At 65.1% G+C, this 18,621-nt stretch carries 17 protein-coding genes; 6 read left to right on the forward strand and 11 right to left on the reverse strand.

Going from position 1 to position 18,621, the window contains the following annotated elements; translation table 11 throughout:
• Positions 1-87: 87 nt before the first annotated feature.
• From NGM10_RS10220 to eif1A, 3 genes are all read right to left on the reverse strand, one after another.
• Positions 88-1,311, reverse strand: a complete 1,224-nt coding sequence (locus NGM10_RS10220) for a tryptophan--tRNA ligase (RefSeq protein WP_253478195.1) — start codon at positions 1,309-1,311, stop codon at positions 88-90.
• Positions 1,312-1,510: 199 nt separating this feature from the next.
• Entirely contained in the window at positions 1,511-2,377 is an 867-nt protein-coding gene (gene rio1, locus NGM10_RS10225) for a serine/threonine-protein kinase Rio1 (RefSeq protein WP_253478197.1), read from the reverse strand.
• A 338-nt stretch (positions 2,378-2,715) separates the two neighbouring features.
• Entirely contained in the window at positions 2,716-3,006 is a 291-nt protein-coding gene (gene eif1A / locus NGM10_RS10230) for a translation initiation factor eIF-1A (protein WP_253478199.1), read from the reverse strand.
• Between the two features lie 102 nt (positions 3,007-3,108).
• Between eif1A and NGM10_RS10235 the strand changes: the two genes are divergently transcribed.
• The gene (locus NGM10_RS10235) at positions 3,109-3,312 is read left to right on the forward strand and encodes a DUF7470 family protein (protein ID WP_253478201.1); all 204 of its coding nucleotides are present in this window, start codon (positions 3,109-3,111) and stop codon (positions 3,310-3,312) included.
• 4 nt (positions 3,313-3,316) lie between these two features.
• Here NGM10_RS10235 and NGM10_RS10240 read toward each other — a convergent pair whose 3' ends face one another.
• From NGM10_RS10240 to rnz, 6 genes are all read right to left on the reverse strand, one after another.
• Positions 3,317-4,297 (reverse strand): tyrosine--tRNA ligase, encoded by a 981-nt coding sequence (locus tag NGM10_RS10240; protein WP_253478203.1) that lies wholly within the window; start codon positions 4,295-4,297, stop codon positions 3,317-3,319.
• Positions 4,298-4,394: 97 nt separating this feature from the next.
• Positions 4,395-4,673, reverse strand: coding sequence for a hypothetical protein (locus tag NGM10_RS10245; RefSeq protein WP_253478206.1), 279 nt, complete (start codon positions 4,671-4,673; stop codon positions 4,395-4,397).
• Between the two features lie 68 nt (positions 4,674-4,741).
• On the reverse strand, positions 4,742-5,107 hold the full coding sequence (locus tag NGM10_RS10250; protein ID WP_253478209.1) for a MarR family transcriptional regulator: 366 nt from the start codon (positions 5,105-5,107) through the stop codon (positions 4,742-4,744).
• Positions 5,108-5,186: 79 nt separating this feature from the next.
• The gene (locus NGM10_RS10255; protein ID WP_253478212.1) at positions 5,187-7,181 is read right to left on the reverse strand and encodes a DUF460 domain-containing protein; all 1,995 of its coding nucleotides are present in this window, start codon (positions 7,179-7,181) and stop codon (positions 5,187-5,189) included.
• A 271-nt stretch (positions 7,182-7,452) separates the two neighbouring features.
• The gene (locus NGM10_RS10260; protein WP_253478215.1) at positions 7,453-9,537 is read right to left on the reverse strand and encodes a bifunctional metallophosphatase/5'-nucleotidase; all 2,085 of its coding nucleotides are present in this window, start codon (positions 9,535-9,537) and stop codon (positions 7,453-7,455) included.
• A 105-nt stretch (positions 9,538-9,642) separates the two neighbouring features.
• A complete protein-coding gene (rnz, locus tag NGM10_RS10265; RefSeq protein ID WP_253478218.1) occupies positions 9,643-10,569 on the reverse strand; it encodes a ribonuclease Z in 927 nt (308 codons plus the stop codon).
• A 224-nt stretch (positions 10,570-10,793) separates the two neighbouring features.
• Here rnz and NGM10_RS10270 point away from each other — a divergent pair, with 224 nt between their 5' ends.
• Together NGM10_RS10270 and NGM10_RS10275 are read left to right on the forward strand one after the other, a co-directional pair.
• Positions 10,794-12,755 carry a DUF7282 domain-containing protein gene (locus tag NGM10_RS10270; RefSeq protein WP_253478220.1) on the forward strand — a complete coding sequence of 654 codons (1,962 nt, stop codon included), beginning with the start codon at positions 10,794-10,796 and terminating at the stop codon, positions 12,753-12,755.
• Between the two features lie 109 nt (positions 12,756-12,864).
• Positions 12,865-13,878, forward strand: a complete 1,014-nt coding sequence (locus tag NGM10_RS10275; protein WP_253478222.1) for an AAA family ATPase — start codon at positions 12,865-12,867, stop codon at positions 13,876-13,878.
• 1 nt (position 13,879) lies between these two features.
• Here the strand turns inward: NGM10_RS10275 and NGM10_RS10280 are convergent, their stop codons facing one another.
• Complete coding sequence (locus tag NGM10_RS10280; RefSeq protein ID WP_253478224.1) at positions 13,880-15,328, reverse strand: ATP-binding protein; 1,449 nt, start codon at positions 15,326-15,328, stop codon at positions 13,880-13,882.
• Between the two features lie 238 nt (positions 15,329-15,566).
• Between NGM10_RS10280 and NGM10_RS10285 the strand changes: the two genes are divergently transcribed.
• Positions 15,567-16,004 carry an acyl-CoA thioesterase gene (locus tag NGM10_RS10285; protein WP_253478226.1) on the forward strand — a complete coding sequence of 146 codons (438 nt, stop codon included), beginning with the start codon at positions 15,567-15,569 and terminating at the stop codon, positions 16,002-16,004.
• Between the two features lie 9 nt (positions 16,005-16,013).
• On the opposite strand, the gene NGM10_RS10290 is transcribed toward NGM10_RS10285, so the two are convergent.
• Positions 16,014-16,994, reverse strand: coding sequence for a methyltransferase domain-containing protein (locus NGM10_RS10290; protein WP_253478228.1), 981 nt, complete (start codon positions 16,992-16,994; stop codon positions 16,014-16,016).
• A gap of 176 nt (positions 16,995-17,170) precedes the next feature.
• On the opposite strand from NGM10_RS10290, the gene NGM10_RS10295 reads away from it, so the two are divergent.
• A complete protein-coding gene (locus NGM10_RS10295; RefSeq protein ID WP_115797963.1) occupies positions 17,171-17,731 on the forward strand; it encodes a TATA-box-binding protein in 561 nt (186 codons plus the stop codon).
• 171 nt (positions 17,732-17,902) lie between these two features.
• Positions 17,903-18,610, forward strand: a complete 708-nt coding sequence (locus tag NGM10_RS10300; protein WP_253478230.1) for a hypothetical protein — start codon at positions 17,903-17,905, stop codon at positions 18,608-18,610.
• Positions 18,611-18,621: the final 11 nt, after the last annotated feature.

Raw genomic sequence — 18,621 nt, forward strand, 5'->3', positions numbered from 1 at the left:
CGCTCGCCCTTTCAGTCCGCTAGGGCGGTGGTTTCGGCCGCCCGACGCGAACCCACGGGTCGGTCGCTCTGCACGAACCCCCGACAGTCAGCCGAACAGATTCGTTCCCTCGGGTCGCGCTCGCGCGCTTTCGTCCTGAGTAAGCCGGTACGGCTCCAGTTCGGCGTCGAGGTCGCCCAGCGCGGCCCGTCGCTCCTGATGGGCGTCGAGGAAGTCGGCGATTCGCTCGGCGGCGTAGGCCTTGAGTTCGCCGCTGAGGAGGTCGCCCGCCCGGTACTCCTCGGCGAGTCGTTCGAGGGTCGCGTCGTCGTCCTCGAAGAAGAACGCGAGGTACTGATAGGCGACGTCGACCTCTGGGTCGCCGCCGTGTTCGCGGTGGGCGTCGAGGTCAGCCCGACCGCCAGAGTAGGCGTGGGTCCGGACCTTCCGTGCGACCGTCTCGCGGCCGTCGGTGAGTTCGATGGCTGGCGTGTCGGTCGAACTGCTCATCTTCCCCGGGCCGTCGAGGGTGGGGAGGAACTTGCTCAGCAGGGCCGCGGGCTTGGTCACGTCGACGGCCTCCTTGCCCGCCACGTCGCGAGCGAGTCGGACGTGTGGGTCCTGGTCGACCGCGATGGGGACGAGGCTGGCGTGTCGGCCGTGGACCAGTTGGGGCAACAGGAGGTGGGCGATCTGGACCGCGGGGTAGAACGACAGGCCGACGTTGTCGGGTCGGCCGTAGGTCGCCTCCATCGCCGACTGGGTGACGTGGTCGGCGAACCGGACCGCGAGGGGGTAGACCACGTCGGCGTCGGCGGTGTCCACGACGATTCGCGTTCGGTCGGGGTCGAACCCCACCGCCAGCAAGTCTCTGAGGTTCTCTCGCGCGTACTCGCCGATTTCCGCGAGCGTGAGGTCCTTCGCGAAGTGCTTCTCGTCGTCCGACAGGGGGACGTAGACGTGCGCGCCGGTGCGGTCCTGCAGGTACTTCGCGAAGTAGAAGGGCATGACGTGGCCGAGGTGCATCGGCCCCGAGGGGCCGATGCCCGTCACGAGCGAGACGGTCTCGCCGCGGTCGGCCGCGGCGAGGAACCGGTCGACGTCCCGGCCCGCGTAGAACACCCGCCGCCGGACCAGCGGGTGAACCGGGTCGGGAAAGCGGGCTCTCTGGTCGTCCGTCAGTTCCGCCGCGCCGAAGCGGTCGAGGAGTTCGCGGTAGTCTACCTCTCCCTCGACGGCGTAGGGGGTGACGGTGGAGTCGGCGTCGGTCGTGGCGTGGTCGGTCGTGGTGTGGTCAGTCGTGGTGTCGTCGGTCGTCGTATCGTCTGGCATGTGTGATGGATTCCGGTCGCTGTCGCTCGAAGGTCGATTCGCGAGGAGAAGCGAGTGAGCGTCGCCACCTCCGAGCGGCGGTGAGGCCGTCGCGCGGCGGTTACGACACTGTCGGCTCTCCGGGCGTCTGCCAGCGCCAGGTGCGGAGAGCCGACTCCATCGCCGATACGTAGCCGCTTTCGCGGTTTGAACGTTTCGCTCAGCGGTCGGGTTCGGCGTTCTTCCTGACCCACGCCTCCAGTTCGTCGCCGCGCACGTCCATCCCCTGTCGCTGGAAGAACGAGGCGACGTTCGCGCAGTCGCGCGTGAGGAACTCGCCGCTGTTGGGGTGGTGGACCGTCACCGCCTGCCCGAGGTCGATGATGCAGAGTTCGCCGTCGTGGACCACGATGTTGTACTCGCTGAGGTCGCCGTGGACGAGCCCGGCGTCGTAGAGCCGTCGCATGTACTCCCGGACCACCTCGAAGGCGGTCTCGGGATTCTCGAGGTGAGCATCGTCGAGCGTGGGCGCGCGCTGGTCGACGGTTCCGAGTAGCTCCATGACGAGGACGTTGCGCTCGACGGCGATGGGTTCGGGCACCCGAACGCCAGCCTTCCGCGCGCGCTTGAGGTTTGCGAACTCCTTCTGGGTCCACGCCAGCACGACGCGCTTCTTGTCGCCCGAGAGTTCCTCGAACCGGGGGTCGCCGACGAGGTACTCGCGCATGTCCCGGAAGTCCGAGGCGTTGATGCGGTAAATCTTGATGGCGACTTCGCCTCGCTCCTCGCTACCGAGGGCGGTGTACACCGTCGCTTCCTTTCCCGAGGAGAGGGGACCGCCGAACGCCTGCACGTAGCCGTCCTGAACCAGTTTGTAGAGCGCCGCGAGGGTCGCGTCGTCGAACACCGACTGCTCGACCTTGAACTGCTCGGTGTCCTTCAGGCGCTCGCGGAACTGGTCGAACTCCCGGTCTCGCCGCCGGGCGACCCTGTCGGCCTCGGTGTCGGATACGTCTATCTCCTCCCACTCGTCGCCGACGCCGTCGGCGTTCTCGGGGTCGAGCAGACCGTACTCCTCCTCGGACATCTACCCCGACCTAGCGCGCCAAGCGATAAAAGGGTGCGTCTTGGGAAGGCGATATGTGTCGTCCATCCGCCCCACGCGGCCCACCAGCGATTCTCCCGCGACGAGCAACGCGCGGAGGCGACCGGGGACCTTCGACCGGGGACCCTCGACCGGGGACCTTCGACCGGGGACCCTTGACCGAGGACCTTCGACCGAGGAGATGCGGCGGCAGAGCCGCCGCATCTCCGAGGGAGGAACGGGACGCGGTTCGCTCTCCGGCGTTTTCCGTGAACGCCTCACCAGCGAAGCGACTCGAAAGTCGGAGACTTTCGAGTCGCCGAGCGCGCCAAAAGGTCGTCTTACTGGATGTGGCCTTCTTCGCGGAGCTGGTCGGCGTCCTGCTTCTCGTAGCGCCATGTGATGTCGGCTTTCTCGTCCTGCCAGTCCCACGGTTCCACGAGGACCACGTCGTCCTCGCGAATCCAGATGCGCTTTTGCATCTTGCCCGGGATGCGGGCGGTGCGTTCCTTGCCGTCGGCACACCGTACTTTCACGCGATTCGCCCCGAGCATGTTGGTGACGGTGGCGAATACCTCGTCGTCGTCGGGCATACGGAGGTTCTTTCGCCGTCCGCCATCGTTGTCGCTCATATTTCCGCCTTTGTCGCGGGGAGGTTTAAATCCGCCGTCGTTTCGTCCGGGCGTATCCCGGGAGCATCGGCTTTTAAGTCGCCGCCGGACACACCCCGTGATATGATAGACAAACTCGGTGCGAAAGGAATCGTCGGGGTGCTGTTACTCCTCGGCGGCATCGCCGTCATCGCGCTTCAGAACCTCCTCATCGCCGCCGGAATCGGTCTCGTGGTCGTCGGGTTCGTCCTCGTGGCGTGGGGGCTGATCTCGGGCCTGATGGCGAGCTTCGGGATGGGCGGGATGATGGGCGGCGGATTCGAGTAGGGACCTACTGCTCCAGTTCCTTCAGCTTCTCGCGACCGGGCGCGACCAGTTCGTCGAGGTACGTCGCCAGCGCCGACTTCGCGTCGGCGGGGTGGAGTTCGCCGCTCTCTAAGTCGTCGGCCAGCGACTCGTAGCTCTCGTACTCCAGATTGCCGCCGTACTTCTCGGGGCGCTCGACCACGACCGCCTCGAACCGCGGGAAGACGTGGTACTGGAAGATTTCGAGCACGGGATTTTCGAGGTCGCCCTCGGGGTCGCGGGTCGGCGGGCAGAACGCCGAGTTCACCTTCTCCTCGATGTCCTCGGTCGAGTCCTCCATCGAGATGGTGACGCCCGAACTGCTGGACATCTTGCCCTCGCCCGTCCCGAGGTCGGCGAGGATGGGCGTGTGGAGGCAGGGCCGGGCGTCGTAGCCGATTTCGGGCAGTTCCTCGCGCATCAGCATGTGGACCTTGCGCTGGTCCATCCCGCCCACGGCGAGGTCCAAGTCGAGGTACTCGATGTCGAGCGCCTGCATCAGGGGGTAGACGACGTGGCTGACTTTCGCGGTCTCGCCGCCCTGTATCTCGGCCATCGCGCGCTGGGCGCGGTTCAGCGTGGTGTCGAGCTCCAGTTTGTGGAGGTCGAGCGCGTAGTCGTCCTCCAGCTGGTACTCCGAGCCGTAGACGAACTCGGTCTGCTCCTCGTCGAGCCCGTACGCCAGAAATTGCTTGCGCATCTTCTCGGCGGTCTCCTCGATTTCCTCGAAGGTCCCCTTCCCGTTGAGGTAGGCGTGAACGTCGGCGAGCAGGATGACGACCTCCATCCCGGCCTCCTGGAGGTCGATGAGCTTGTTCGCGGTGAGCATGTGCCCGATGTGGAGCACGCCCGAGGGCTCGTAGCCGACGTAGACCCGCTTTCCGGTCGGGTCCTCGGCGAGTTCGCGCACCTCCTCGTCGGTCACTACCTCGTCGGTGTTCCGCGTGATGCGTTCGTAGGCGTCCATACGCGAGACGTGACGCGCGCGCGGCTTGAGGCTTCCGACACTCTGCGAGCGGTTCTCGCGGTAGTTCTCCGCGAACCACCGGAAGGAATTTATGCCGCTATCCGCTCGCGCCCGACGACTCCTCCAGATACCGAACCGCATCGCTGGCGACGCAGTCGGTGAACTGCCGGGTGCGACGTCCCTGTCGGAATCGGACCTGCCCGGTCTTGAGGGTGTTCAACAGCCACGGCGAACAGTACGACTCCTCGTCCGTCGGCTGTCCACCGTCGGTCCAGTGTCGGTCCTCCAGTTCGTAGTTCATCGGGTACCCCGAGCGAGTCACCGCCGCACAGAGGAAGTCGCCCGGAAACGGCATCGATTCCGCCGCGAGAACCACCCACGGACGAGGATTCTCGCTCGGCTTGAACGGGTCCGGCGCGAAGATAACGTCCCCGCGTTCGCTTCTCACTCCGTCTCACCGACCTGCTCGGGGTTGTCGACGGCGTACTCTGCCCATCTCTCCACGTCGAACTCTTCGCCGTCGTCGTACTGTCGGGCCGTCTCCGCCGTCAGTCCGGTACCGGCCCGAGCCGCCAGTTCGTGGTCGCTCACCCGCCAGTAGTCGGACTTCCGTTCGACCGACCCTCGCTCCTTCAGCCTGTCGAGCAGGGTGCCGACGCGCTCTCGATTCGAATCCACCTCCTCGGTGAGTTCGGCCTTCGTGTAGGCCTTCTCGTCGTTGCGAATCAGGAAGTCGAGGAGTCGGTCGGCTTCGCCATCGGGGGGCTCCTCGTCGTCGATTCGCTCGAAATCGTCCTTGGTGATGGGCATAGCCTCCGTTGGTTCGCTTCCACGTATAAACTTCCGGACGTATTAAACACACTGCCGATAGCCGCCACGCTCGCGGCGTCTACCCGCTCGCGCCCGACGACCCGTACTTGCGCTCGGCGCGGTGTTCGCTGATGAGCTGGTCCAACTGCTCGGCCTTGCGCTCCTTGCGACGCTCCTCGGCGCGCTCGGCCCAGTCGTCGATGACCGCCTCGACCTCGCGCTCGCGGGCGACCGCCAGCTCGTCGACCTCCTGAATCGTCACGTCGTCGGCCGGACCCACGGGAATCTCGTTCTCGAAGAGGACCCGGTCGGCCACCTCCGAGAGCCCGCCCGCGCCCGTCAGCACGACCTTCGGCTCCACCTCGACGAGTCGCTCGGCGGTCGACCGGCCCGCGCCCGAGGCGTCTCGGAGGTAGACCACGTCGTCGCTTGCGAGTCCGAAACTCTCGTGGGCGTCCTCGATGGCGTCGCGGGTGAACTTCTCGACCGGCTTGACCGGCGTCAGGCCCGCCTTCTTCTCGGAGACGTCGGCGAAGTTCGAGTGGTCGAGCTTCCAGAGCTGTTTGAGGCGTTCGAGTTTGCCCTCCAGTTCCTCGATGCGCTCGTCGCGCTCGTCGAGTTCGCGCTCCAGTCGCCGGTTCTCGCGTTCGAGTCGCGAGACCTCCCGGCGCTCGCGGACCTCCTTTCGCTCCTCGCTTCTGGCCTTTTCGAGGTCGCCCTTGAGCTGGCCGATTCGGCCCTCCTTGCGCTCTACGGTGTCTTCGAGTTCGTCGACGTGGTCTTCGAGTCGCTGGACCTGCGATTCGAGTTGCTTGATGCGCTTTTCCTCGGCGGTGAGTTCGCGGGGCGCGTGCTCGGTCTCCTCTTCCTCGGGCTCCTCGTCCTCGGAGAGGGCCGCGAGCGCGGTCTCGACCGAGTCCTCGCCCGCGACCACGCGCGCGGTGACCTCTCCCCGGTCGATGCTCGGGGGCACCTTCTCGGCGATGCGGTCGAACTGGTCTTCGTGGTCGTCGAACGCGCAGAGCGCGGCCGCCATCGCGTCGCGCTCGTGGTCGTTGTCGTAGTCGAACTCGCGGGTCCGGTGGAGTTTGTCGTCCACGGGGAGGTCCGAACTCGGAATCCACCCCGCCGCGTCGAAGCTCCGGCGTATCTTCTCGACAGTCTCTGGCATCGGCTCGACGTCGGCGGCGACCACGACGGGCCGCCCGCGCTCGATTATCCACTCGATGACCTCGGCGGTGTCGGCGGTCCGCGTGCTCCAGACGTCCAGTACGGTCCCGTCGAGGTCGGCCACCGCGACCGCGGTGGTCGTGCCGGGGTCGATGCCCACGAGGACGTGGTCCCGGCGCTTCGCGAGGGGCTCGAACTCGATGCCGTCCCGGCGCTGGCGCTCGACCTCGACGCGCACGTCTCCCGACCGCCGGTTCGAGACGGGGATGTCCTCGGGGCGACCCTCGACCCGGAAGACGGCGTTCGAGAGGCCGCCGTACTTCTCGGTCGCGTCCTTCTCGTAGTCGAGGCCCGCGCCGTCGAGGTCGCTCTCGATTTCCCTCGCGCGCTTGCGGACCGCGCCGTGGATGCGCCGGGTGTAGCGGTCCTCGCTCCACCCGCCCTTGCCGGTCGACCGGCCGCGCGAGACCTTGACCTCGGTGGTGTCGGTGAACGCCGACACCTCATGGCCGACGTTCCCGGCCGCGAGGCGCGCGGCGGCCTCGGCTTCGGCCATCGGCTTCTTGTCGTAGGGCACGCCGTGGCGGGAGGCGACCCGCGAGAGGGGTTCCGGACGCTCGGCCCCGGTGACCTGCACGAGCCGGGTCTCGTCGGGGAGTTCGCGCAGGAAGCCGACCAGCGCGTCCTTGTCCGGGGCGAGTTCGTACATGTTGTCGGTGGCGACGAGCGCGGGTTCCTCGCGCTCGATGAGCCGCCGGAGCTTGCGGTGGGATACCACGTCACGGTCGATGTGTTCGCCATCGAACGCGACGAGCGCGTAGGAGGGCGCGTCCCCGCGGACGTCCCCGCTCTGAACGTCCACGCCGAAAACGAGCGTGTCGAGGGCACTCGTGCGCGTGTTCACGCCACCGGATAGGGTCCCGCCGGATATAAATCCGACGCGGGGTCGCAGTTCTGGTCGAGTCGCGCCGAGTCGAGTCGCGCCGACCGCGCGTCGGTCGCGACCGACGCGCGGTCGGCGGTCGGAGTGTCGGTGTCGAGAGCGCTCCGGCTGTCGGCGACGAGAGCGCGGTCGCGTCCCCGCGTCGGCGACCGGAACGGCGTCGTTACTGCGCGTCGATTCGCGAGAAATGAGATGGATAGCGGTGGAATCGCGCCGCGGTTCGGCGCGCCCGTCAGGCGCGCCGGACCGCGACCAGCGCCGCCGCGACCAGCGCGACGAGCGCAGTAATCGCGGTTAATCCGGGGATGTCGCCGGATTCGGCGTCGGTCTCGGTCTCGGTTTCCGTCTCGGTTTCGGTTTCCGTCTCAGTTTCCGTCTCTGTCTCGGTCTCGGTTTCCGTCTCGGTGGTCGTCTCGGTCGTCGTGTCCTGCTCGGCGAAGTCGCTGGCCGACACGTCGGCGTTCACCACGGAGTGGTTGAAGTACACCCGCTCGTACTCGGCGGTGTCGTACTCGCCGTACACCTGGACCTCGTCGCCGTCCGACAGCGTCCTGAGGTCGGCCACGTCGAACTCGACCTCGACGGTGTCGTCTTCGAGCGCGACCGACTCGGCGGCGAGTCGGTCGTGGTCGGCGTTCCTCGCGTGGAAGTCGTCGGTGACGTTCTCGGTGCCCTCGGGCGCGTCGAACGCGACCGTGGCAGTGCCGTCTTCGACCTCGACGGCGTTCGTCTCGACCTCGGCGTCGACTCGCCGGATGCGGTCTTCCTCGACCTCTTCGACCGGACTCTCGTCCTGAACGTACTCAAGCAGGGCGGTGCCGTACAGCATGTCGGTCTCCTCGACCACGGTGGCGTTCTCGAACACCGAGTCGTCCCAGCCCGCCATGTAGGAGTTGACCGTGACGGTGTAGGTCTCCTCCTCGTCGAGGGGTTCGCCGTTCACCCACGCGTCCCGGATCATCTCGTCGGTGTCGTTGTGGCCGACCCACTCGTAGGTCACGCCGCTGACCTGGAGGCTGGGCTCGGCTCCGAACTGCTGGCCCTCCTCGCTTTCGAGCGTGACGACCTGACTCGCGAGCAGCGATTCGAGCTGCGCGCCGGTGAGTTCGACCGTCACGAGCGTGTTCTGGAACGGCAGGACGTTGTACACGTCGCCGACGCTCAGATTGCCCGGGCCGTAGGCGGCGTCCGACCGGATGCCACCGGCGTTGGTGACCGCCACGTCGGCGTCGGACTGGGCGCGGAACGAGTCGCCGATAAGGTTGCCCAGCGTGGTGTCGTCGTGGTAGCTCGCAGAGGCGCTTGCGTCGAGTTCGACATCGGTCCGACCCGCGCGCTTGTCGAGTTCCTCGTCGCGGGCCTCGGTGATGTCGGTCGCGACGGTCTCGTTCTTCGTGACGTTCTCGTCCACGTCGAGCAGGCGACCGTCCCACGAGGTCACCTCGCCGTCCTCGACGGTGAGGTTGACCTCGCTGACGTGTTCGCCGCGGGCCTCGGCCTCGGTGACGACCGCGCCGCCGACCTCCCGGGGCGGGTACTCGCGCTCGTCGTCGCCGACGACGACGACGTCGACGTCGTCGGTCGTGTTGGCGAGGTTCTCGGCGACCGGCACGCCGAGGTGGGCCGAGACGACGACCACGTCGGCGCCTTCCTCCTCTTTGAGTTCGGTCGCGTACTCGTCGGCCACGTCGGAGTAGTTCCGGAGTTCGTAGCCCTCCTCGTCGAAGTCGGTCGCGGTCTTCGACTTCAGCTTCTCGTCGGCGACCCCGACGATGCCGACCTTCGTGTCGCCGCGCTCGACGACGTGGTACGGCTCGGTGCCGGGCATGGTCTCTCCGGTCTCCTCGTCGACGAGGTTCGCGAGCAACCACGGGTACGAGGAGGCCTCGCTGAAGTTCTCGACCGCGTCGAAGCCGTAATCGAACTCGTGGTTACCGATGACGTCGGCGGCGGGGTCGAGGGTGTTCATCGCCTCGACCGGGACCTCCCACTGGCTCAGCGGCGACAGCGAGTGCGGACCCATCTCGTCGCCGCCGCCCACGACGACGGTGGGGTTGTCGTGCGCTGCGCGCCGCTCGTTTATCATCGTCACCATCCGCGGCAGGGTGCCGTTCTCGGCCGCCGCGGTCTGAACGTCGTTGTACGACAGGACCGTCACCGTGGTGTTGTTGGTCTCCTGGGCCGCGTCGGCCGCCGACGCGGGCGATTCGGTGCTCTCCTGTGGCGTCGCGGTCGTCGCGCTCGCCGCGACCGCCGGTGGGGCGACCCCGGCGACGACCAGACACAGGACCATCGTCAGTGCTATCGACCGTTGCATGCAACCGAAAGATAGCAGAAGGCTTGGATAAAACCTCCCTATTTTCTCACGGTTCGTCAATAAATGACACGGAAATATCCTCGGACCGCCCCGAGAGCGACTCGGCTACTTGTCGGGATACGGTATCTCGCGCATCTCGCCGTCGTCGGGAACGAACACCTCGCCGTCGAAGGCGTCGCGGGCCTCGGCGAGGTGGTCGGATACGTCGCCCGCGTACCGCGAGGAGATGTGGGTGAGCGCGAGCCGGACCGCCCCGGCATCGCTCGCGAGTTCGGCGGCTTCCCGGGCGGTCGCGTGGCCGGTCTCGCTCGCGCGCTCGCGGCGGTCGTCGGCGAAGGTGGCGTCGTGGACCAGCAGGTCGGCGTCGGCGGCGGCTTCGGAGACCTCGTCCGTCGGGCGGGTGTCGCCGGTGTAGACGAACGTCCGGCCGGGCCGGGGGTCGCCGACCACCTGCTCGGGCCGGACCACGGTGCCGTCTTCGAGTTCGACCGGGTTCCCCTCGTGGAGTCGCGAGAACTTCGGGCCGACCGGCACGCCGAGTTCCTCGGCCCGCTCGCGGTCGAACCGGCCCTTGCGGTCGTCCTCGACCAGCGCGTACCCCACCGACGTGGTGCGGTGGTCGGTCCGGAACGTCCGTATCTCGTAGTCGTCGCGCCGGGCCGCGACCTCGCCGGGTTCGACCTCGTAGACGTGGATCGGGAACGAGGGCCGGTTGCCCGCGGCGTGGACGAGGTCGTCGATATCGTCGCCGGTTCCGCGGGGCGTGTAGATGGAGAGCGGTTCCTCTCGGTCGTTGAAGTCCCACGTCTGGACGAGGCCCGGTAGTCCGAGGACGTGGTCGCCGTGGAGGTGGGTGATGAACACCTCCGAGACCGTGAACCCGGTCCCGAAGCGCATCATCTGTCGCTGGGTCCCCTCGCCGACGTCGAACAACAGCCGGTCGCCTTCTCGGTTCACCAGCACGGCGCTCGGGTTACGCTCGGTGGTCGGTACCGCGCCGCTGGTTCCGAGAAACGTCACGCGCATCGACATCCTCGTTGGGGTTCGGGCGGCGAGGCGGAAAGCGCCTTCGAAACGCCGACCGAAGTACGCGCGATTGAACCCGCGGAAACACCGTGTTACGAACCGAACTCGACAACGAGAACTCGGGGATAGGTCCGACTTAAACCGACGTATCTGGATGTTACGCGCGTGAACAGTCGCTTCGGTTTATTCGCAGACTCGTTGTCCGATACTCTGCAGACTGGGGGTTACAAATGACACGAGACAGCAGGACACTTAGCGCCGTCTTCATGGCGGTGCTGTTGATTCTGGCGAGTGGGACAGCCGTCTCACTCGCGGTGACGGATAGTGGGAGTACAGTTGCAGATTCGAACGCATCAGTTCAGGACGAGACGACGACTGAGGCGGTAGAGACGACCGAAGACGAGGAGGAAACGGAGGTCGATGACGAAACGGAGACCACCACGAGGGAGGCCGACGAACCCGCGGAAGGTGACCAAGCCGACGTCACGATCAACGAGCAGGAGTCCGACGGCGAGCAGGTCGTCATCGAGTCGGCGACGTTGCCCGAGGGCGGTTTCGTCACCATCCACGACGAGACGCTCCTCGAAGGCGACGCGCTCGGGAGCGTCGTCGGGGTTTCGACTTACCTCGAAGCCGGAACTCACGAGGACGTGACCATCACGCTGGGTCGGCCGCTGGCAGAGACCCAGACGGTCATCGCGATGCCGCACTACGACGACAACGAAAATCAGGTCTACGACTTCATCATCTCCGGCGGTGGGGTCGACGCGCCCTACACCTCGGACGGTGAAGCCGTGGTCGACGACGCGACGGTGACCGTCGACGGCGTCGAAGAGACGACCGAAGAAGTCGAGGAAACCACGACTGAAGAGGTCGAGGAAACGACGACTGAAGAGGTCGTCGAGACGACGACTGAAGAGGTCGAGGAAACCACGACTGAAGAAGTCGAGGAAACCACGACTGAAGAGGTCGTCGAGACGACGACCGAGGAAGAAGACGAACTCGAAGAGACCACCACCGAGGAAATCGAGGAACCCGCCGACCAGCAACAGTTCATCTTCAAGGTCGAGCAGATGAACATCGACCGGTGGTCGTTCGTCCTCGGCGACGAGGAGGAACCCGACCGGACCGAGACCGTCAGCGACATCACGGTCCAGGACCGCCGCGTCGAGATCAACCTCACCGAGCTCATGCAGGAGCAGGCCGAGATGGAGGACGGCGAGCAGCTCACCACGCCCGGCCCCGAAGCTCAGGAGCAACTGGAGGAGAACCTCACCGGTGACATCGAGACGGTCCGATTCGTCATCGAGAACGTCAACGTCGAGAACGTGACGTTCGTCATCACGGCTCCCGAGGACATGGAGATGCCCGAGCCGCCGATGACCCCTGAAGAGACGACCACCGAGGAAGACGAGGTCATCGAGGAGACCACGACCGAGGAAGAGGAAGTCGAGACGACGACCGAGGAAGAAGAAGTCGAGACGACGACTGAGGAAGAAGAAGTCGAGACGACGACTGAAGAGGAAGTCGAGGAAACAACCACCGAGGAAGAGGAAGTCGAGACGACGACTGAAGAAGAGGACGAATTCGAGACGACGACTGAAGAAGAGGACGAATTCGAGACAACGACTGAGGAAGAGGAAGTCGAGACGACAACTGAGGAAGAAGACGTCGAGACGACAACTGAGGAAGAAGAAGTCGAAACGACCACCGAGGAACCTGACGAGGAACTCGAATCGTTCGACGTCACGGCACTCAACGCGCCTGAGAGCGCCGAGATCGGTGACACAGTCAACGTGAGCGCGGTCGTGACGAACCCCAACGACGCGGAGGCCACGCAGGACGTGGCGTTCCGCCTCGATGGGACCGTCATCGCGCGTGATACGGTCACGCTCAACGGTAGCACCGCGACCACCGTGTCGTTCGAAGTCGACACGACCGACGTGCCGCCCGGCGAGTACGTCCACGGCGTGTACACGCAGGACTTCGGCGAACTCGCGGTGATTATGCTGGAGGAACCGACCGCCGAGGAGACGACTGAAGACGACGACGAAGAGACGGTCATCGAGACCACAGCGGCTGAAGACGACGACGAAGAGACGGTCATCGAGACCACGACGGCCGAAGACGACGACGAAGAGACGGTCATCGAGACCACGACGGCCGCCGAAGAGGAAGACGAAGAGGAGTAGGGCAGAGCGACCGCGGCACGTCGCCGCACCCAACGATTTTTCGACCGGTCCGACACCGCGGCGCGAGCAACCGACCGATTCTTACCGCCCGACTCCCTAGGCGGGGGTGATGGACGCGCCGCTCTGGACCGAGAAGTACGCGCCCGGCCTCCGAGACCTCCCGCAGGAGGACGTCCGCGAGTACCTTCGGAAGGCAGTCGACGAGCCGATCAACCTCGTCCTCTACGGCCCCTCGGGTGCTGGCAAGACCGCCGCGGTCCGGGCGCTGGCCCGAGAGGCCCACCAAGACCCCGACAACGACCTCGTGGAGATCAACGTCGCCGATTTCTTCGGCATGACCAAGAAGGAGATCGCCGACGACCCGCGGTTCAGTTCCTTCATCGACTCCAAGCGCAAGCGCAACTCCTCGAAGGCCGACCTCATCAACCACGTCCTCAAGGAGTCGGCGAGCTACTCGCCGGTCTCGGGGACGTACAAGACCATCGTGCTCGACAACGCCGAGGCCATCCGCGAGGACTTCCAGCAGGCGCTTCGCCGGGTGATGGAGCGCCACCACCGGACCACCCAGTTCGTCGTCACCACCCGCCAGCCCACCAAGCTCATCCCGCCCATCAAGTCGCGGTGCTTCCCGGTCGCGGTCCGCGCGCCGACGCCCGACGAGATCGCCGCGGTGCTGGAAGGCATCGTCGAGGCCGAGGGCGTCGAGTACGACGAAAACGGTCTGGAATACATCGGCGGATACGCGGGCGGCGACCTCCGGAAGGCCATCTTGGGCGCACAGACCACCGCCGAGAAGGAGGGCGAGGTCACGATGAACGCCGCCTACGAGGTGCTGGGCGACGTGGGCGTGACGAGCGAGATCGAGGAGATGCTCGACGACGCGGAAGCGGGCGAGTTCCAAGACGCCCGCAAGACCCTCGACGACCTGCTCGTCGACGAGGGCTACAGCGGCGAGGAGGTCCTCCACGAGATACTCGAGGTCGCCCACGCCGGTCGGTACACCGGCGAGGACCTCGCGGAACTCACCGTTCTGGCGGGCGAGATCGACGCCGACCTCGCGGAGGGGACGAGCGACCGGGTCCACATCGGCCACCTGCTCGCGGAACTCGGGGCCGACGCGTAGTTCAACAGAGGAAGAAGAACAACCACGCGGGGATATGGATTATTCCGTCATCCTCCTTGAGTTCTTCGGCATTGTTGACTGCCAGACCGAACTCTGCATCCGTCTCTTCGACGAAGTTCCGAAGTCCGCGCAGGTCAGCTTTGGTCGAATCGCCATTCTTGACCTCGATTGGGAGGACATAATCTGTCCCTGACAGAACGAAATCGACTTCTCCGCGTCGGTCCCAGTACGCGATATCCCCGCTTTGAGCGTTAGAGAGGTAAAACTGGAGCCTTCGCGCGTGGTCACATACGGCAGTTTCGAGGACCGGACCCATTTTGTTTCCATCTCGTAGCGTCTTCGACGAGAGCGTTCCAGCGAGCGTATTGTAGAGTCCAACGTCCTGTACGTACACCTTCGGACGGCCACCCGAATCGTACTCCGAGGTCGTGTGTTTCGGGCATTCCGTTATCAAAAAGAACTCCTCCAGATAGTCGAGGTATCGCTCGACGGTGTCTCGACTGATACCGATAGTATCTGCGATGTTCTGAACGTTGAGTTTTGCCGCCGTCGAATCGGCGACGAGCGAAAGCACCCGAAGTACGTTTTCCGGAGACTGGACGTTGAAAACGGTCGCTAAATCGCCGATAACTGTGTATCGTAAATCGGTATCGAGGGTCGTGTACGCATCGACCGGTTTTTCCTCGATTACGCCGGGATAACCGCCTTTTAGGAGTCGTTCGTCTTTCAGCGCATCGAGCCGAGGTCTCGCGTCGTTGTAGCTCCCGTAGAAACGGGTCAGTGCTACCGTGAGCGCCCCGGTATCGCCTTGCTCTAGGCTTTCGTCGAGAGCGCTCCGAAGCTCCGTGGATTCGCTGGCGGTGTCGCCATCGAGAGCCCCGTGATAGGCAACGTAATCCCGATATTTCATCGGCATCATGATGTGCTCGGCGAGTCGCCCAACGAGGGTTTCACTCGCATCGGATTTTATAAGCGTACTCACCGAACCTGTCGTCACGAAGCGAAGGTTCGAATACGTATCCACGTAGTACTTGAGCTTCGAGGCCCAGCCGTCGATTTTTTGGACTTCGTCGATGAACACGTAGACCTCCGAATCCACGTTCCTGAACGACTCCCGCAACACGTACTGCTCGTACACTTCGAGCGAGTCGGTGATGATGTCGTCCGGTCCCGATAGAATCTGATTGTTCTCCGCAGTAAAATAGACGATTCGTTTTGCGGGAACTCCGCGATTTAACAACGATTCGATCAACTGTCCACACAGGGTCGTTTTCCCGACCTGTCTTGGGCCGCGAATCGTGAGAATACGTCTCTGCGCGTCGAGTTTGTCGCGTACCACGTAGAAGTCACTCCGGCGATACGGTGCCTTCCGTAGCGTCTGGGGAACGGGGTCGTCGTCCCACCAGACGTTGATTCTGTTTAGGAGTTCGAACAACCGGGTCTCGTCCATGTCAGTACGATGTTATCCGGTATCAATAAAACTTGGTATAGATACCCAGTTTCTAGGTTATATATTTGGGTCAGATACTGAACTTTACAGCCAAAAATTTGGCATCGATACCGAATTTTCGGTGAAAATCTCGGTGTTCGATACCCAACTGTCGACAGCAAAACCGGTTTCCGAACCCTCCCCGGGCTACTGAAATCTGGTGGACAACTACTTCCCACTTCGCTATGCATTATCGGTTATGCCAACCCTCTCGGACACCCACATCCGGAACCGCTATCGCGTCCAGCCGAACGACGCCAACAACTACGAGACGCTCCACGGCGGCGAACTCATGAAGTGGATGGACGAACTGGGGGCGATGGCCGCGATGCGGTTCGCGGGCGAGACCTGTGTGACCGCGGGCGTCGACGACTTCGGGTTCCACCGGCCGATTCCGGTCGGCGACACCGCGCTCGTGGACGCCTACGTCTATCGGGCCGGGAAGACGAGCGTCACGGTCCGACTCCGGGCGTGGCGCGAGGACCCCCGGACCGGCGAGACCGAGCGCACCACGGGGTCGAGTTTCACCTTCGTCGCCATCGACGAAGACCGGAATCCGGTTCGAGTACCCGAGTTGACGGTCGAGACCGACGAGGAAGAGCGATTGCTCCGGGAAGCCCTCGAAGCCGAATCGTAGCGACTCCCGTCAGTCGAGGACGACCACGTACCTGTCGAGCGACCGGTGGACTCGGCGCTCGAACTCGGCCTCGACCGCCCAGCCGACCGCGCTGGCCTCCCTCGCCCACGAGCGGTCGCCGACCACGACGCAGCGGTCGGCGACCCTCCGGGCCTCCGCGAGCGCGCCCGAGACGAGGTCGTCCAGTTCGAGGTTGGCTATCTTCGACTGGCGGCCGTAGGGCGCGTCGAACACCACGGCGTCCACGGAGTCCTCGGGGAACGGGAGGTGGGTCGCGTCGCCCTGCAGGGTCGCCCACTCGCCGGTCGCGCGGTCGTCGTCGTCGAGGTATTCGGCGAGGTTCTCGGCCGCGCCGCGGGCCATCTTGCGCTGGGCGTCGGCCCCGTAGACGGTCGCGCCCACGAGTCCGGCCTCGATGAGGACGCCGCCGGTCCCGCACATCGGGTCGAGCAGGGTCGCGCCCGGTCGCGCGCCCGCGAGGTTGACCAGCGCCCGAGCGAGCAGGGGGTCCATCCCGCCGGGCTGGAAGAAGGGTCTGTCGGTGGGCTTGCGGCTGCCGTAGTCGCGGACGCTCTCGGCTTCGAGCCACCCCAGCGCGCAGGTGTCGTTCGAAAAAATCGCCCGGAGTTCGTGGTCGGGGTCGTCTAAGTCCACCGGAAAGCCCCTGTCCACGAGGACCTGTCCCAGCGCGCGTTCCGCGCGCTGGGTGTCGGTTCCGGCGGTGTCGCGCACGGTTCGGGCCCGAACTGCCACCGTCCCCTCGCGGTCGAGGTCGGCGGCGTCGAGCAGGACGCGCGCGCTCTCGACGCTGGCGTCGGTCCGGCCGACCAGTTCGCTCGCGCGACGGGTGTAGGCGAGGTTCCGAACGCGGTCGGTGATGGCCCCGGCGGTGGCGAGACCGGGCGCGACCACCTCGACGCCGGTCGCGGCGCTCGCGGCCTCCGCGGCGGCGAACCGGTCGTCCTCGCCCCCGAGTTCCAGCGCGTACACGAGTCACCGGACTCCCCCCTCCGTCTTGGGGGTTTCGTCTCGGCGAGGTGGACTCGTCGGTCGCCGTCCCCGGAGACCGCCCGCGGGCGGTCTCCGGGATACATAAAACCCGACGGCGACGTGTCAGGGGAGAGTACCAACCTTTATAAACCTTAAATACGACATTTAAGTCGCACATGACTGACCCAAAGGAGACCATCAACATTGAAAACGTGGTCGCCTCCACCGGTATCGGCCAGGAACTCGACCTCCAGAGCGTGGCGATGGACCTCGAAGGGGCCGACTACGACCCCGAGCAGTTCCCGGGACTCGTCTACCGGACCCAGAATCCCAAGTCGGCGGCGCTCATCTTCCGGTCGGGCAAGATCGTCTGTACGGGCGCCAAGAGCACGGCCGACGTGCACGAGAGCCTCGAAATCGTCTTCGACAAGCTCCGCGAGCTCCAGATCGACGTGAACGAGGACCCCGAGATCGTCGTCCAGAACATCGTGACCTCGGCCGACCTCGGGCGTAACCTCAACCTCAACGCCATCGCCATCGGTCTCGGTCTGGAGAACATCGAGTACGAGCCCGAGCAGTTCCCGGGCCTCGTCTACCGCCTCGACGAACCCGAGGTCGTCGCGTTGCTGTTCGGGTCGGGCAAGCTGGTCATCACCGGCGGCAAGAAGCCCGAGGACGCAGAGCAGGCGGTCGACAAGATCGTCTCGCGGCTCGAAGAGCTGGGCCTGCTGGAGTAGCAGTTCGGTTCAGCCACGACTCGTTTTCGACGATTCCCGAGGACCTTCGATGGCGGTGGCTTTCGCGGCCCCCCGTCGTCTACGCACGAATCCACACAAGATTTAGATTATTAATTTATTTCTAGATTAGTAAGATAACTATATGTATTCGGTGTATGTAGGATAGTCTGCATGTCCGAAGACAACGATATCAATCGACGTTCGGTCCTTCGCGGGTTCGGCGCGGCGGCGATGTCCGTCAGCTTCATCGGCACGGCGACCGCCGAATCGGCCGACTCCGCGGCGACCACCCGGACCGACCCGTTCCGCGAGTTCGCCAGCGACGTCTCGACCGAGGTCGACGAGGGGACCCGTGCCGAACTCGTCGGCCGGTACGACGACCCCGAATCGGTGCGCGAGGAGTTCGCGGCCGCGGCTCCCGTCCTCGACGAACTCGCGGCGCGAGGCCACCTCGAATCCGCCTCGCTGTCGGCGTTCGCTCTCGACGAGGTCGAGACCGACGTGGCGCTCGAACCGTCCGACGCCGCCACCGGCGCGGGCGTCACCGCGGTCGGTCACACCGAGGGCGCGACCGCCCACCTGACCGCGACGACCGAGTTGGCCGACCACCGGGTCGCACTCTACCGGAATCCCGAACTCGACAACACTCACGCGTTCGTCGAGACCGACGACGGCCAACTCGTCGTCCACGACATGGGCGACGACGAGGTCACCACCACCAGCGGCGACTGCGCGTGGGAAGCCGTCAACTGCACCAACGATATCTGTCAGACCGGCGACCCGGCGTCCTGTACCGAGGAGCAACACTACTGCTGTTACGGCCCGAACTACGAGCGCGAGTGCTCGGACGTTCGGTGGGTGTGCGGGTGCACCTGCTAGGGTCGTTGCAG

The sequence above is a fragment of the Halorussus salilacus genome, from assembly GCF_024138125.1.
Lineage (GTDB): Archaea > Halobacteriota > Halobacteria > Halobacteriales > Haladaptataceae > Halorussus > Halorussus salilacus.

What these genes read in the sequence shown, in the direction of transcription:
- NGM10_RS10270 (WP_253478220.1), top strand. Translation starts at nt 10,794, where the DNA reads ATGACACGAGACAGCAGGACACTTAGCGCCGTCTTCATGGCGGTGCTG.
- NGM10_RS10275 (WP_253478222.1), top strand. Translation starts at nt 12,865, where the DNA reads ATGGACGCGCCGCTCTGGACCGAGAAGTACGCGCCCGGCCTCCGAGAC.
- NGM10_RS10260 (WP_253478215.1), bottom strand. Translation starts at nt 9,537, where the DNA reads ATGCAACGGTCGATAGCACTGACGATGGTCCTGTGTCTGGTCGTCGCC.
- eif1A (WP_253478199.1), bottom strand. Translation starts at nt 3,006, where the DNA reads ATGAGCGACAACGATGGCGGACGGCGAAAGAACCTCCGTATGCCCGAC.
- NGM10_RS10235 (WP_253478201.1), top strand. Translation starts at nt 3,109, where the DNA reads ATGATAGACAAACTCGGTGCGAAAGGAATCGTCGGGGTGCTGTTACTC.
- rio1 (WP_253478197.1), bottom strand. Translation starts at nt 2,377, where the DNA reads ATGTCCGAGGAGGAGTACGGTCTGCTCGACCCCGAGAACGCCGACGGC.
- NGM10_RS10295 (WP_115797963.1), top strand. Translation starts at nt 17,171, where the DNA reads ATGACTGACCCAAAGGAGACCATCAACATTGAAAACGTGGTCGCCTCC.
- NGM10_RS10240 (WP_253478203.1), bottom strand. Translation starts at nt 4,297, where the DNA reads ATGGACGCCTACGAACGCATCACGCGGAACACCGACGAGGTAGTGACC.
- NGM10_RS10300 (WP_253478230.1), top strand. Translation starts at nt 17,903, where the DNA reads ATGTCCGAAGACAACGATATCAATCGACGTTCGGTCCTTCGCGGGTTC.
- NGM10_RS10250 (WP_253478209.1), bottom strand. Translation starts at nt 5,107, where the DNA reads ATGCCCATCACCAAGGACGATTTCGAGCGAATCGACGACGAGGAGCCC.
- NGM10_RS10280 (WP_253478224.1), bottom strand. Translation starts at nt 15,328, where the DNA reads ATGGACGAGACCCGGTTGTTCGAACTCCTAAACAGAATCAACGTCTGG.
- rnz (WP_253478218.1), bottom strand. Translation starts at nt 10,569, where the DNA reads ATGTCGATGCGCGTGACGTTTCTCGGAACCAGCGGCGCGGTACCGACC.
- NGM10_RS10220 (WP_253478195.1), bottom strand. Translation starts at nt 1,311, where the DNA reads ATGCCAGACGATACGACGACCGACGACACCACGACTGACCACACCACG.
- NGM10_RS10285 (WP_253478226.1), top strand. Translation starts at nt 15,567, where the DNA reads ATGCCAACCCTCTCGGACACCCACATCCGGAACCGCTATCGCGTCCAG.